This window comes from Streptomyces sp. NPDC048479, assembly GCF_040651435.1.
Taxonomy (GTDB): Bacteria; Actinomycetota; Actinomycetes; order Streptomycetales; family Streptomycetaceae; genus Streptomyces.
Genome location: NZ_JBEZKA010000005.1, coordinates 253,743 through 266,987, shown reverse-complemented (window position 1 = coordinate 266,987; position 13,245 = coordinate 253,743). Strand labels below are relative to the sequence as shown.

Here is a 13,245-nt window from a genome sequence, read left to right as displayed (position 1 = left end):
GGGTGCGCGGCCCTGGCCCGCCTCCTCCGATCCTCCCACGTCCGGAGCCGTGACCTGGTCTCCGGTCCATCAACCGGACGCCCGAGCCCGCCTCAGCCTCACCAGCAGCACGATCACGGCGATACCGGCGGCCAGTCCGGCGTACACCTGGAGAGGCACCATGTGCAGAAGGAACCTGACGGTGATCTCCGGGACGCGCCCTGCGAGATTTACGCGGTTCCGCCGCTGGTCAGCGCCTTCTCCCCGGCGGCCCGCATGGCCGCGAGCGGCGCGGGGGTCCGCCCCGTCATCTGCTCGACCTGGAGCACCGCCTGGTGGACCAGGAGGTCGAGGCCGCCGACGACATCTCCGTCGTGCCGCGACCAGGCGGCGGCCAGTGCGGTCGGCCAGGGGTCGTACAGCACGTCGAAGAGCGTCCCGGGGCGGGCCGGTACGGCGTGCGCCAGCTCGTCGGTGGCACCGGCCGGCGTGGTGGCGATGACCAGCGGCGCACGCAGCGCCGCGGTGGCCTCGGCCCAGTCGGCGATACGCACCTCGACACCGAGCCGCTCGCCCCAGCCGCGCATCTCGTCCGCCCGGGCGGCACTGCGTACATAGGCGGTGACCGGTCCTGTACAGACCCGCGAGAGCGCGGCGACAGCGGACGACGCGGTCGCGCCCGCGCCCAGCACCGCGGCCGATTCGACCTTGTCGACGCCCCGCTCGCGCAGTGCGGCGATCATGCCGGGGATATCGGTGTTGTCGCCGAGACGGCGGCCGTCCTCGGTGAGGACCACCGTGTTGACGGCTTCCACCGAGGCCGCGGTGTCACTGATGCCGTCGAGCAGCGGAATGATCGCGCGCTTGAGCGGCATGGTCAGCGACAGCCCGGCCCAGGAGTCGTCGAGCCTCTCCACGAACTCCGGCAGCCCCGCCTCGTCCACCTCGAAACGGTCGTACGACCAGTGGGTGAGGCCGAGTTCCGCGTAGGCCGCCCGGTGCAGCGCCGGAGAGAGGGAGTGGGCGATCGGCGATCCGAGGACCGCCGCCCGCTTCGGAGTGCTCACTGCCCGTTCTTCTCCTGCTGCTCTTCGTACTTCTTACGGTTCCGCTCGTGCTCCGCGTTGGTGACCGCGAAGAGCGTCTCGTCCTCGGTGATCGACACGAAGTAGTACCAGGGGCCGGGCGTCGGGTTGAGCGCCGAGCCGAAGGCGTCCAGGCCCGGGTTGCTGATCGGGCCCGGCGGCAGACCCTTGATGTCGTACGTGTTGTACGGATCTTTTATCTTCCGCAGGTTGTCCACGGAACCGACGTCGAGAGTGCTCTCGCTCTTGATGAAGTTGATCGTCGAGTCGAACTCGAGGCGCCCGACCGTCTCGGCGTTGTTCGGCTTGAGGCGGTTGTAGACGACTCGCGAGACCTTGTCGAAGTCCTGCTGGTACTTGCCTTCGGCCTGGACGAGGCTCGCGACAGTGAGCACCTCGAGCGGCGACTTCAGGCCCAGCCTCGCGGCCTCTGCCTTGAGGTCCTTCTTGCCGAATGCCTCGTTCGCCTGGGCGACCATCTTCTGAAGGACAGCTTCCGGCTTCATGCCCTTGGCGACCGGATACGTATCGGGGTAGAGGAAGCCCTCCAGCGGGTCCTTGATGTCCCGGTTGTCATCGGCCCAGTCGGGCAGGCCCAGGGTCTTCACCTTGGCCGTCGCCACGGCCTTGGTGGTTCCTGCCTTGACTCCGAGGCGCTTGTCGATCTGCTCGTAGACCCAGGAATTGCGCTTGCCCGGGGGGACGATCAGGTTGTTGCGGCTGGCCGGGTTGAGCATGGCGGCTACCGCGTTCTTGCCGGACATGCCCTTGGCGAGCGTGTAGACGCCGGCCTCGATGCTCTTTCCGTCGGCGGCGGAGACGAAGGCGCCCGAGCTCTTGACGACACCGGCCTCCCTGAGGATCGCGCCGATCTCTCCGAGGCCCGCCCCCTTGGGGATGTCGATCTGGGCCGAGCCGCTTCCGGCGCCGGTGTAGTCCTCGGGCGCGCCGAACTGGCCCTGCCAGTACTGGTAACCGAAGTAGCCGACACCGCCGAGGCCGCCGACGAGGATCAGCGAGACAACCAGACAGGCGACGCCGTTGCGGCTCTTCTTCTTGGTCTTGCCGCGGCCCTCGCGGCCGCCGCCCCGGCGCGGGTCGTCGTCGTACTCACCGTCGTCGTCCCGGCCGTCGTCGCCGGTGAAGAAGGGGTGGGTCTCCTCCTGCGGCGCCTCCGCATCCCAGTCGGACGTGGGCGGCTCCGGCTCGGCCTGGCGTCGGCCGGGGGGCTGCGGCGGCGGGTAGGCCTCAGGAGTGGCGTAGTAGTCGGCCTCCTGCTGGCTGCCGTAGCCGGGGTGCCGGCCGCCGTAGGTGTCGGCGGGGTCCGCTCCGTACGGCATGGCGGGGTGCTGGCCGGTGTCCCAGGCACCGTTGTACTGCTGCTGGCCGTTGTACTGCTGCTGTTGTTGCTCGCCGTACTGCTGTTGTTGCTGGCCGTACTGCTGTTGTTGCTGGTTGTACTGCTGCTGTTGCTGGTCGAACTGCTGCTGTTGCTGGTCGAACTGCTGCTGGTACGGGTCCTGCTGGTTGCCGTACTGCTGCGGCTGCTGCGGGTACTGCTGCTGCGGCTGGCCGCCGTACGGAGGCTGGCCGGCTGCAGCCTGCTGTCCTCCCCATCCCTGGTCCCCGTACAAGGGGTCCTCGGGATGCCACGGTTCGGAGCCGGGGCTCCGGCCATACTCAGTCATCGATCCCCTAGGGCCGCGAGGCGGGCGTTGGGCCGTCCCGCCTCTTTACTGTGCGGCAGCTGTTCGAACACCGCCGCATCGCGCGGAACGTTACCGTATCGCGATCAGACAACCACTTCGACGCCCTCGCCGGGTGCCTCACCGGACGCCCGTTCGGACTCCAGAGCGTTCTGAAGGATGACCACAGCGGCAGCCTGGTCGATGACGGACCGGCCCTTTTTGGACTTCACGCCCGAAGCGCGCAGCCTCTGACTGGCCGTCACTGTGGTCATCCTCTCGTCGACCAGTCGGACCGGAATGGGAGCGATGCCGCGTGCGAGCTCCTGCGCGAAGCCGCGGACCTTGACCGCGGCCGGGCCCTCACCGCCGCTGAGCGAGCGGGGCAGGCCCACGACGACCTCGATCGGTTCGTACTCCTCGACGATCTGCCGCAGCCGCCGGTGGGCGGCCGGGACATCGCGTCCCGGCACGGTCTCCACCGGCGTGGCGAGGACCCCGTCGGGGTCGCACGAGGCGACCCCGATCCGGGCGTCTCCGACGTCGATCGCGAGACGGCGTCCCCTGCGCATCAGCGTCAGGCCGTCTCGGCGACGAGGCGCTCGACGGCGGCCACGGCGTCGCCGATGGCATCCGGGTTCTGGCCGCCGCCCTGGGCGACGTCCGGCTTGCCGCCACCGCCGCCGCCGAGGGTCTTGGCGGCGGTACGGACCAGGTCACCGGCCTTGAGACCGCGCTCGCGGGCGGCCTCGTTGGTGGCGATGACCGTGAGCGGGCGGCCGTTGGCCGTGGTGAACAGGGCGACCACGGCCGGACGGTCGCCGGCCCCCGACGACTGATCCAGCCGGCCGCGGACGTCGAGGACCAGCTTGCGCAGATCGTCGGCGCCGGTGCCGTCCGGCACCTGGCCGGTGACGACAGCCACGCCACGTACGTCCTTGGCACCCGAGGCGAGACCGGCGGCGGCCTGCAGAACCTTCTCCGCGCGGAACTTCTCGATCTCCTTCTCGGCGTCCTTCAGCTTGCCGAGCATGGCGGAGATCTTCTCGGGGAGCTCCTCGGAACGGCCTTTGACCAGCTCCTGGAGCTGGGCGACGACCGTGTGCTCCTTGGCGAGGAAGTTGTAGGCGTCGACGCCGACGAGAGCCTCGATACGGCGCACCCCGGAGCCGATCGACGACTCGCCGAGCAGCTTCACCAGGCCCAGCTGGGCGGTGTTGTGCACGTGCGTACCGCCGCAGAGCTCCTTGGAGAAGTCGCCGATGGTGACGACACGCACGCGCTCGCCGTACTTCTCGCCGAACTCGGCGATGGCGCCCTGCTTCTTGGCCTCGTCGATGCTCATGACCTCGGCCTGGACGTCGAGTTCACGGGCGAGGACTTCGTTGATCTTCTGCTCGACGTCGGTGAGGACCGTGCCGGGTACGGCGGCGGGCGAACCGAAGTCGAAGCGGAAGCGGCCCGGCGAGTTCTCCGAACCGGCCTGGGCGGCAGTCGGGCCGAGGGCGTCGCGCAGCGCCTGGTGCGTGAGGTGCGTGGCGCTGTGGGCGCGGGCGATGGCACGGCGGCGCGTGATGTCGATGGCGGCGTAGGCGGAGGCGCCGACCGTCACCTCGCCGACCTGCACCGAACCCTTGTGCACGCTGACACCCGGGACCGGCTGCTGCACATCGCGGATCTCGATGACGGCGCCGGTGTCGAGCTTGATCCGGCCCTGGTCGGCCAGCTGGCCGCCGCCCTCGGCGTAGAAGGGCGTGCGGTCGAGCACGACCTCGACCTCGTCGCCCTCGGTGGCGGCGGGCGACGGAACACCGTCGACCAGCAGGCCGACGATCGTCGACTCGCCCTCGGTGGCGGAGTAGCCGGTGAACTCGGTGGAGCCGGAGTTGTCGGCGACCGCACGGTAGGCGGACAGATCGGCGTGACCGGTCTTCTTGGCCTTGGCGTCGGCCTTGGCGCGCTCCCGCTGCTCCTTCATCAGACGGCGGAAGCCGTCCTCGTCCACGGAGAGCCCCTGTTCGGCAGCCATTTCCAGGGTGAGGTCGATCGGGAAGCCCCAGGTGTCGTGGAGCAGGAACGCCTTGTCGCCGGAGAGGACCCTGCCGCCCGAAGCCTTGGTCTCGGTGACGGCGGTGTCGAGGATGTTGGTGCCGCCCTTGAGGGCCTTGAGGAACGCGGCCTCCTCGGCGAGGGCCACGGCCTCGATGCGCTTGCGGTCGGTGATCAGCTCCGGGTACTGCTCGCCCATGGTCTTGATGACCGTGTCGGCGAGTTCGGCGACGACCGGTCCGGTGGCGCCCAACAGCCGCATATTGCGGATGGCGCGGCGCATGATGCGGCGCAGCACATAGCCGCGACCCTCGTTGCCGGGGGTGACTCCGTCGCCGATGAGCATCACGGACGTACGGATGTGGTCGGCGACCACGCGCAGCGAGACGTCCGAGCCGTGGTCGGCGCCGTAGCGCACGCCGGTGAGCTCGGTGGCCTTGTCCATGACGACGCGCAGGGTGTCGGTCTCGTACATGTTCTGTACGCCCTGCAGGATCATGGCGAGACGCTCGAGGCCGAGGCCGGTGTCGATGTTCTTCGACGGCAGGTCGCCGAGGATCGGGAAGTCCTCCTTGCCGTCGCCGGCGCCGCGCTCGTACTGCATGAAGACCAGGTTCCAGATCTCCACGTAGCGCTCGTCGTTGACGGCCGGGCCGCCCTCTTCGCCGAACTCCGGGCCACGGTCGTAGTTGATCTCGGAGCAGGGGCCACAGGGTCCGGGGACGCCCATGGACCAGAAGTTGTCCTTCTTGCCCAGGCGCTGGATGCGCTCGGCCGGTACGCCGATCTTGTCGCGCCAGATCTGCTCGGCCTCGTCGTCGTCGAGGTAGACCGTGATCCAGAGCCGTTCGGGGTCCAGTCCGTAGCCACCGTCGGCCACAGAGCTGGTCAGCAGCTCCCAGGCATAGGTGATGGCGCCTTCCTTGAAGTAGTCGCCGAAGGAGAAGTTGCCGCACATCTGGAAGAACGTGCCGTGGCGGGTGGTCTTGCCGACCTCTTCGATGTCCGGCGTACGGACGCACTTCTGCACGCTGGTGGCGCGCGGGGCGGGCGGCTTGGCCTCACCGAGGAAGTACGGCTTGAACGGCACCATGCCCGCGGGGACCAGCAGCAGAGTCGGGTCGTCCGCGATGAGCGACGCCGAAGGCACGACGGTGTGCCCGCGCTCCTCGAAGAAGCTCAGCCAGCGGCGGCGGATTTCAGCCGACTCCATCAGTGGTCCTCATTCCGGTTGTGCGAGGGGTACGAGTTGTACGTGTGCTTCGGTCGGTCGATGGCAGCGAAGCGTCGCTGCGCGGGGAGTTCGGGCTCGGCGGGTGCCTCCAGGCCCAGCGCCTCGCCCAGTTCGGCCTCGCGCTGGACCATGCCGGCCCTGACGTCGAGTGCGAAGTCCTTGAGCTTGTGGCCCGCGTCGATCGCCTTGTTCGCGGCCTGCGCGGCGAGGCTCTCGGGGGTCAGCTGCTTGAGCTTGCGGTTGACCTTGGTGGTGGCCCAGACGCCGGCTGCGGCGCCCGCGGTGAACCAGAAGGTACGGCGGAACATCGAGCGTCAGCCTTTCCGCTTCTTGCGCCGGGCGGCCGGCACGGTGCGGCCGGCGATCACCGTACGACGGGACGGCGAGGCGGCCGGCACGTCGTCGCTCCTGCGGCTCATGGCCCGGCGTACGCCATAGCCGAAGGCGGCGACCTTGACCAGCGGGCCGCCGAAGGTCGAGGCGACCGTCGTCGAGAGCGCCGATGCGTTGGAGGTGACTTCCTGGACGTCCGTCGCGATGGCGTCGACCCGGTCGAGCTGGGTCTGCGCGGAGCGCACCGTCGCGGAGGCGTCGGCCAGCAGCGGCACCGCCTGCTCGGTCACTTCCGCCACGAGTTTGGTGGTCGCCCTGAGCGTCTGGGCCAGCCTCACCAGCACCACGGCGAGGAAGGAGACCAGGATCGCCCAGAAGACGGCCACCAGGATCCCGGCAACCTCTCCACCGGTCACTCTGCACCGCTCTCTGCTCGTCGATGGGTCCTCGAAAATCGTCCTCCGACCCTATCGCGCCCAGGGTCGCACCCCCGACCGCATTCCGGGCGGGGGAAGGGGGCTGCACAAGCCGGTTGTACGGAGTGCATACATATCGGTACGCTCCGTGTTCCATGCGACCGGACCATCGCTCCTGCGCCCCCGCCGACAATCATCATCCGGCCCAGGGCAATCTCCCCGCAGAGCTGAACCGGTTCGTCGGCCGGGCCGAAGAACTGGCCTTTGCTCGGCCGCCTCCTCGACAACTCCCGACTGGTCACCGTGGCCGGAACAGGCGGCGTCGGGAAGTCGCGGTTCGCCGTGCAGGGCGCCGCAGCACTGCAGAATCGGTACGGCGACGGTGTCTGGCTCGCCGAACTCGCCACGCTCCGCGATCCCGAGGGGCGCGGGCTGTCGCTGGACGCGACCGGTGAAGCGTGCGCTGGCGGCGCCGGAGCGGCCGCGCCCGCAGCTGGGCCGGCAGCCTGCGGTCCGTCCGGCGGCCCTGGGAACGCGAGAGCCCGCCGGCTCCCCCACCGGTAAGGGCGGGGAAGCGGCGGGCTGAAGCGCTGTGAGCTACGCCTTGATCAGCGGGCGTAGTACTCGACGACCAGCTGCTCGTCGCAGATGACCGGAACTTCCTTGCGCTGCGGGTCGCGGTCCAGGCGGAACGCCAGGGCCTTCAGGTTGACCTGCAGGTAGCGGGGGGTCTCGCCATCGGCGGCGAAGCCACCCTCACGCGACACCTGGAAGAGCGACTTCTCGCGGCTGCGCTCGCGGACCATCACGACGTCGTCGGGACGGACACGGAACGACGGCTTGTCGACCTTGCCACCGTTGACCTCGATGTGGCCGTGGACGACCATCTGACGGGCCTGGTAGATGGTGCGAGCGATGCCCGAACGCAGGACCAGGGCGTCGAGGCGGCGCTCGAGCTCGATGACCAGCGCGTCGCCGGTCTTGCCCTCGGCCTTCTTGGCGCGGTCGTAGGCACGCGCCATCTGACGCTCGCTGATGTCGTACTGGGCGCGCAGACGCTGCTTCTCGAGCAGACGCACCTTGTAGTCAGAGTTCTGCTTGCGGCCACGGCCGTGCTCGCCCGGCGGGTAGGGGCGGGCTTCGAAGTACTTGACAGCCTTCGGCGTCAGCGCAATACCGAGCGCGCGTGACTTCTTGACCTTGGGACGCGACTGGTTAGGCACGTTCTCCAGACCTCCGTTGTAGGTTAGGTTAGGCTCACCTTACTCAAGGAGATCGCATGTCTCGCCCTGGGAACACCAAGCGCATCACGGACAGCACAAAGAACGTCGACGCTTCACAGAGCATCGAGGCGACGGAGGTCCGATCAGCTCATGGTCAGCCGCGTCCCAGCGGGCTTGAAAACACTCGGATGCCGTCAGCAGCCGAGCGCACACGAACTCTCGTACAGAGTACATGCTCCGCGGTGGTGCTCATCCCGGGGCCGGACGGAGCACGTCCTGAGCAGCTGACACGTCCTGAGCAGCTGACACCTCGAGCACGGGTCGTGGGGCAGGACGGCGAGGTGTTCCTGCTGTTTCCGGCCGACTCGCCGGCCGTGCGGGCCGCCACGCACGCGCAGGACGACGAGCTGTCCGCTGTGCTGGAGATCACCGACGTCGCGCCGGTCTCCGTGCCCCATCGTATCCGCGGCCGCGCCTGGGTCTCCGGCTGGCTCACCTGCGTACCCGGCCTGGCCGAGCCCGGCTGCATGATGCTGCGGCTCGAGGTGGGTGAGGCGTGGGTCGACGATCTGTGGGGCGCGGAGAGCGTGCAGCCGGAGGAGTTCGCGCAGGCGTCCGTCGATCCTCTCGTGACGCACGAGGCCGGCCTGCTGCAGCACCTGCACTCCGCGCACGGCGAGCAGGTGCAGCGGCTGTGCGGGCTGCTCGGCGAGCGGACGGACGGGACGGGCGTGAACCGGCAGCGCGCGGTACCACTGGCGCTGGACCGGTTCGGGCTGCGGGTGCGGTTCGTGGGCGAGCAGTGCTTCGACGCACGCTTCGACTTTCCCACGCCGGTACGCGATGTCACCGAGCTGCGCCGGGCGATGCACACGCTCTTCGAGGCCGCTTCGCACTGACCGGCGTGGGTCGGCGTAGACCGGCGTGGGTCGGCGTGGTCCGGCGTGGGTTCGCCGGACTTCACCGCCCTTCGGCCTGGCCCTCCACGCGCAGCCGCTCGCGCACCTTCTCGACCACATCGGCGTAGCGCGCCTCCGCGCCGTACCGCGTGGGCTCGTAGTAGCGCTTGCCGTGCACCGCGTCCGGGGCGTACTGCTGGGGCGCGATCGCGCCCGGCACATCGTGCGGATAGACGTAACCCTGGGCATGGCCGAGCTTGGCCGCGCCCTTGTAGTGGCCGTCGCGCAGATGCGGCGGGACCGCTCCGGCCAGTCCGTTCCGTACGTCCGCGAGCGCGGCGCCGATGGCGGTGGTGGCGGCGTTCGACTTGGGGGCAAGCGCCAGCGCGATGGTGGCGTGGCTGAGGGTGAGGGCCGCCTCGGGAAAACCGATCATGGCCACGGCCTGGGCGGCGGCAACCGCGGTCGGCAGAGCCGTCGGGTCCGCGAGGCCGATGTCCTCGCTCGCCGAGATCATCAGCCGGCGGGCGATGAACCGCGGGTCCTCCCCCGCCTCGATCATGCGCGCCAGATAGTGCAGCGCCGCGTCCACATCGGAGCCGCGGATGGACTTGATGAGAGCGCTCGCCACGTCGTAGTGCTGATCGCCGTCGCGGTCGTACTTCACCGCAGCGCGGTCGACGGTCTCCTCCAGCGTCTGGAGGCTGATCGCCTTCTCGCTCTTGTCGATCGCGGCGCCCGCCGCGGCCTCGAGCGCGGTCAGTGCCCGGCGGGCGTCGCCGCCCGCGATGCGCAGCAGATGCGCCTCGGAGTCCTCGGGGAGTGCGACCACGCCGCCCAGGCCGCGCTCCTCGGTGAGCGCCCGGTGCAGCAGTCCGCTCAGATCCTCGTCGGTGAGCGATTCCAGGGTGAGCAGCAGGGAGCGGGAGAGCAGCGGGGAGATGATCGAGAAGTACGGGTTCTCGGTGGTGGCGGCGATCAGCGTGACCCAGCGGTTTTCCACGGCGGGCAGCAGAGAGTCCTGCTGCGCCTTGGAGAAGCGGTGGATCTCGTCGAGGAAGAGGACGGTCTCCTTACCGAAGCCGCCGGCGGCGCGGCGGGCTCCTTCGATGACCGCCCGGACCTCCTTGACGCCCGCGGTGATCGCGGAGAGCTCCACAAAACGCTTGTTGGTGGCCTTGGAGACGACGTACGCGAGGGTCGTCTTGCCGATGCCGGGCGGGCCCCAGAGGATCACGGACGAGGCGCCTGCGGGGCCGCCGCCGCCTTCGCCGACGAGTCGGCGCAGCGGCGATCCCGGCTTCAGCAGATGCTGCTGGCCGACGACTTCATCGAGGGTGCGCGGACGCATCCGAACGGCCAGGGGGCTGCTGGACGGATCCTTCTCCTGGCGTTCTTCCGCTGCGGCGGTAAAGAGGTCGGGCTCCACGCTGTGAAGCCTATGTCAGGGCACTGACAGCGACGTCCGGCCGGGTCAGCTGGTCCAGAAGTCCCACCAGCGGGTCAGGATCAGCATCCCGATGATCCCGGTCCACAGCACCGGCGGCATCCAGTGGAACTCCAGCAGTCCCTTTCGCAGCCCCTCCGGGACCTTGATGACGTAGTGCCTGATGTTGTGCAGAGTGACGTAGCAGAACATCACAATCGTGGCGACCCAGGCCAGCGAGCACCACAGGCACAGCGAGTTGATGTTGTACAGCGACTGGTACTGCAGCCAGGTGCAGAAACCGACGCCGAAGAGACAGCCGGCGTTGAGACCGAGCCAGTACCAGCGGCGGTAGCGCGCCCCGGCCAGCAGCGCGACCCCGATGGCGATCACCATCGAGTACGCCACCAGACCCATCATCGGATTCGGGAACCCGAACGCCGAGGCCTGATCGCTCTTCATGATGTTGCCGCAGGAGACGACCGGATTCAGGCTGCAGCCCGGGGTGAACGACGGATCCTCCGCCAGCTTGATCTTGTCGATCGTGATCACCCACGACGCCAGCAGCCCCGCCGCACCCGTGATCACCAGCAGCCAGGCGAAGGCACGACTGCCACCGATCGTGCCCTTGGAGCCGTCGGCCTGCCGGCCGGAGGACACGTCGTCAACAGGTGCAGTCTTCATATCGCCGATCCATCGCTCAGTAGCCAGCTGGGGCAGGGTCATTCTGCCGCACTCGCCCCCGCGTCCACCGTCCGATGGACACAAGGATGTACGGACGGTCGTCCCGGACTGCTCACCTCAGGGCTCCCTCCCAGGCCCCGTACGCCCTTCGGGCGTGTCCTCAAACACCGGACGGGCTTGATCTGCAAGCCCGTCGGCGTTTGAGGCACGTGGTCCGGGGCGGAGCCCCGCAACCGGCCCGGGTACTAGGCCAGGCGTTCGCGGATCGTGTTCACCGCGTCCGCCAGCGGAACCGGCGACTGCTCGCCGGACTCCATGTCCTTCAACTGGACGACGCCCTCCGCGAGGTCGCGCTCACCGGCCACGACCGTGTACCGCGCGCCCGAGCGGTTGGCGCTCTTCATCGCGCCCTTCAGGCCCTTCGCTCCGTACGAGAAGTCGGCCGCCACTCCCGCCCGGCGCAGCTCGGTCACCAGGCCGAAGAGGACGCGCCGCGCCTCCGTGCCGAGCGGGACCGCGAACACGCTGGTGGTGGAGGGGAGTTCGAGCTCGATGCCCTCCGCCTCCAGCGCCAGGATCGTACGGTCCACGCCGAGTGCCCAGCCGACCGACGGGAGCGCCGGGCCGCCGATCATCTCGGAGAGGCCGTCGTAGCGGCCGCCGCCGCCCACCGCGGACTGCGAGCCGAGACCGTCGTGGACGAACTCGAAGGTCGTGCGCGTGTAGTAGTCGAGGCCGCGCACCAGCTTCTCGTCGTCCTCGTACCCGACACCCGCCGCGGTCAGCAGCTCACGCACCTCCTCGTGGTACGCCTTGCACGCGTCGCACAGATAGTCACGCAGCATCGGCGCGCCCACCAGCTGCTTCTGTACCTCGGCGCGCTTGTCGTCGAGGACCCGCAGGGGGTTGATCTCGATCCGGCGCCGGGTGTCCTCGTCCAGCTCGAGCGCGCGCAGGAAGCCCTGCAGCGCGTCCCGGTAGACGGGGCGGCACTCCTTGTCACCCAGCGAGTTCAGCAGGATGCGGAAATCACGCAGGCCGAGCGAGCGGTACGCCTGGTGGGCCAGGATGATCAGTTCGGCGTCGAGCGCCGGGTCCTCCGCGCCGATCGCCTCGGCGCCGACCTGCGAGAAGTGCCTGTAGCGGCCCTTCTGCGGGCGCTCGTAGCGGTAGTACGAGCCCGAGTACCAGAGCTTTACCGGCAGATTGCCGGTCTTGTGGAGGTTGGCTTCCAGCGCCGCGCGCAGCACGGACGCGGTGCCTTCGGGACGCAGCGCCAGTTTGTCGCCGCCCTTGGTCTCGAAGGCGTACATCTCCTTGGACACGATGTCGGTGGACTCGCCGACACCGCGCGAGAACAGCTCGACGTTCTCGAATCCGGGCGTCTCGATATAGCCGTAGCCGGAGTTCTTCAGCGGCGCGGCAATCGCCTCACGCACCGCGAGGGTCACCGCGGACTTCGGCGGAATCAGGTCGTACGTGCCCTTGGGGGCCTGAAAGGTGCTCACGGGAAACTCTCGTCACATTCCTCGTCGGGGAGCTTCGGCGCTCCCGAGGCCGGTGGCCACATCCCGCAAGTACGGATTGGCGGCACGCTCGCGGCCGATGGTCGTCTGGGGGCCGTGGCCGGACAGCACCACGGTCGAGTCGTCGAGCGGCAGGCACACACGCGCCAGCGACTCGAGCATCTCGGCGTGGTCGCCGCCGGGCAGGTCCGTGCGTCCGATGGAGCCGGCGAAGAGCAGATCTCCCGAGAAGAAGACCGACGGGATGTCATCGGCCTCGGGCATCTGAAACGTCACCGACCCCTTGGTATGGCCGGGCGCATGCGCGACCGAGAAGTCGAGACCGGCGAGGCGCAGCTCGGCGCCGTCGGTCAGTTCCTTGACGTCGTCCGGCTCTCCCACGGTCAGCTCGCCCATCAGCGGCATCCCGATCGACCGGCCCAGCGCCTTCTCCGGGTCGCTCATCATGTACCGGTCCGCGGGGTGGATCCACGCGGGTACGTCATGGGCTCCGCACACCGGCACGACCGAGGCGACATGGTCGATGTGGCCATGAGTCAGCACGACGGCGACAGGTTTGAGCCGATGCTTCGCAAGCGCTTCTTCAACTCCCTGAGCGGCCTGGTGGCCGGGGTCGATGATCACGCACTCCTCGCCTGCGGCCGGGGCGACCAGGTAACAGTTGGTCCCCCAGGCCCCTGCGGGGAACCCGGCAATAAGCACGTTC

12 protein-coding genes are annotated in these 13,245 nt (G+C 69.0%); 1 reads left to right on the top strand and 11 read right to left on the bottom strand.

Features of this window, described 5'->3' with window-relative positions; translation table 11 throughout:
• Window positions 1-209 precede the first annotated feature (209 nt).
• The 7 genes from AB0D12_RS10830 to rpsD form a co-directional block, all read right to left on the bottom strand.
• On the bottom strand, window positions 210-1,046 hold the full coding sequence (locus tag AB0D12_RS10830; RefSeq protein WP_362679436.1) for a shikimate dehydrogenase: 837 nt from the start codon (window positions 1,044-1,046) through the stop codon (window positions 210-212).
• Entirely contained in the window at window positions 1,043-2,752 is a 1,710-nt protein-coding gene (gene mltG, locus AB0D12_RS10825) for an endolytic transglycosylase MltG (protein ID WP_362679433.1), read from the bottom strand. Before mltG ends, AB0D12_RS10830 begins: the two co-directional genes overlap by 4 nt.
• A gap of 104 nt (window positions 2,753-2,856) precedes the next feature.
• Window positions 2,857-3,321, bottom strand: a complete 465-nt coding sequence (gene ruvX, locus AB0D12_RS10820) for a Holliday junction resolvase RuvX (RefSeq protein WP_362679430.1) — start codon at window positions 3,319-3,321, stop codon at window positions 2,857-2,859.
• 5 nt (window positions 3,322-3,326) lie between these two features.
• The gene (alaS, locus tag AB0D12_RS10815; protein ID WP_362679427.1) at window positions 3,327-6,011 is read right to left on the bottom strand and encodes an alanine--tRNA ligase; all 2,685 of its coding nucleotides are present in this window, start codon (window positions 6,009-6,011) and stop codon (window positions 3,327-3,329) included.
• Window positions 6,011-6,340 (bottom strand): DUF6167 family protein, encoded by a 330-nt coding sequence (locus AB0D12_RS10810; protein WP_327322297.1) that lies wholly within the window; start codon window positions 6,338-6,340, stop codon window positions 6,011-6,013. Before AB0D12_RS10810 ends, alaS begins: the two co-directional genes overlap by 1 nt.
• Window positions 6,341-6,346: 6 nt before the next feature.
• Window positions 6,347-6,781, bottom strand: a complete 435-nt coding sequence (locus AB0D12_RS10805) for a DUF948 domain-containing protein (protein ID WP_362679424.1) — start codon at window positions 6,779-6,781, stop codon at window positions 6,347-6,349.
• Window positions 6,782-7,389: 608 nt separating this feature from the next.
• On the bottom strand, window positions 7,390-8,004 hold the full coding sequence (rpsD, locus tag AB0D12_RS10800) for a 30S ribosomal protein S4 (RefSeq protein ID WP_108147628.1): 615 nt from the start codon (window positions 8,002-8,004) through the stop codon (window positions 7,390-7,392).
• Window positions 8,005-8,192: 188 nt separating this feature from the next.
• On the opposite strand from rpsD, the gene AB0D12_RS10795 reads away from it, so the two are divergent.
• Window positions 8,193-8,903, top strand: a complete 711-nt coding sequence (locus AB0D12_RS10795; RefSeq protein ID WP_362679419.1) for a DUF2470 domain-containing protein — start codon at window positions 8,193-8,195, stop codon at window positions 8,901-8,903.
• A 61-nt stretch (window positions 8,904-8,964) separates the two neighbouring features.
• On the opposite strand, the gene AB0D12_RS10790 is transcribed toward AB0D12_RS10795, so the two are convergent.
• The 4 genes from AB0D12_RS10790 to AB0D12_RS10775 all read right to left on the bottom strand — a co-directional run bounded on the left by AB0D12_RS10790 (window position 8,965) and on the right by AB0D12_RS10775 (window position 13,241).
• Window positions 8,965-10,332, bottom strand: a complete 1,368-nt coding sequence (locus tag AB0D12_RS10790) for a replication-associated recombination protein A (protein ID WP_362679416.1) — start codon at window positions 10,330-10,332, stop codon at window positions 8,965-8,967.
• 45 nt (window positions 10,333-10,377) lie between these two features.
• Entirely contained in the window at window positions 10,378-11,013 is a 636-nt protein-coding gene (locus AB0D12_RS10785; protein ID WP_362679413.1) for a vitamin K epoxide reductase family protein, read from the bottom strand.
• A 245-nt stretch (window positions 11,014-11,258) separates the two neighbouring features.
• Complete coding sequence (gene hisS / locus AB0D12_RS10780) at window positions 11,259-12,521, bottom strand: histidine--tRNA ligase (RefSeq protein ID WP_362679410.1); 1,263 nt, start codon at window positions 12,519-12,521, stop codon at window positions 11,259-11,261.
• A gap of 12 nt (window positions 12,522-12,533) precedes the next feature.
• Entirely contained in the window at window positions 12,534-13,241 is a 708-nt protein-coding gene (locus AB0D12_RS10775; protein WP_362679407.1) for an MBL fold metallo-hydrolase, read from the bottom strand.
• Between the last annotated feature and the right edge of the window lie 4 nt (window positions 13,242-13,245).

Excerpts from the sequence above, each read along its gene's own strand:
- AB0D12_RS10785 (WP_362679413.1), bottom strand. The coding sequence starts at position 11,013 with ATGAAGACTGCACCTGTTGACGACGTGTCCTCCGGCCGGCAGGCCGAC.
- mltG (WP_362679433.1), bottom strand. The coding sequence starts at position 2,752 with ATGACTGAGTATGGCCGGAGCCCCGGCTCCGAACCGTGGCATCCCGAG.
- alaS (WP_362679427.1), bottom strand. The coding sequence starts at position 6,011 with ATGGAGTCGGCTGAAATCCGCCGCCGCTGGCTGAGCTTCTTCGAGGAG.
- ruvX (WP_362679430.1), bottom strand. The coding sequence starts at position 3,321 with ATGCGCAGGGGACGCCGTCTCGCGATCGACGTCGGAGACGCCCGGATC.
- AB0D12_RS10795 (WP_362679419.1), top strand. The coding sequence starts at position 8,193 with ATGCCGTCAGCAGCCGAGCGCACACGAACTCTCGTACAGAGTACATGC.
- AB0D12_RS10810 (WP_327322297.1), bottom strand. The coding sequence starts at position 6,340 with ATGTTCCGCCGTACCTTCTGGTTCACCGCGGGCGCCGCAGCCGGCGTC.